Here is a 210-nt window from a genome sequence, read left to right on the forward strand (position 1 = left end):
GGTCGGGCCGTTGGTGGTCGCCCCCGCCGCCCCGGCGTCCGCCGATCCGCCGGCCCGCCCCACCGAGCCGCCCTCGGGCACGCCCGCCGCGGGCGTCGCGCCCGTCCGCATCACCCTGATCACCGGCGACCAGGTCGACCTGGTCCAGGCCGCGCCCGGCCGGGTCACCGCCAGCGTCCGACGCGGCCCGGGGCGGGAGCGGATCACCTT

At 81.4% G+C, this 210-nt stretch carries 1 protein-coding gene; it reads left to right on the forward strand.

What is annotated here, in order from left to right; all coding sequences use genetic code 11:
* On the forward strand, positions 1–210 hold a 210-nt coding region (locus tag C7C45_RS32965; RefSeq protein ID WP_146247489.1), incomplete at both ends, for a hypothetical protein.

This window comes from Micromonospora arborensis (genome assembly GCF_003205615.1).
GTDB classification, from domain to species: domain Bacteria; phylum Actinomycetota; class Actinomycetes; order Mycobacteriales; family Micromonosporaceae; genus Micromonospora; species Micromonospora arborensis.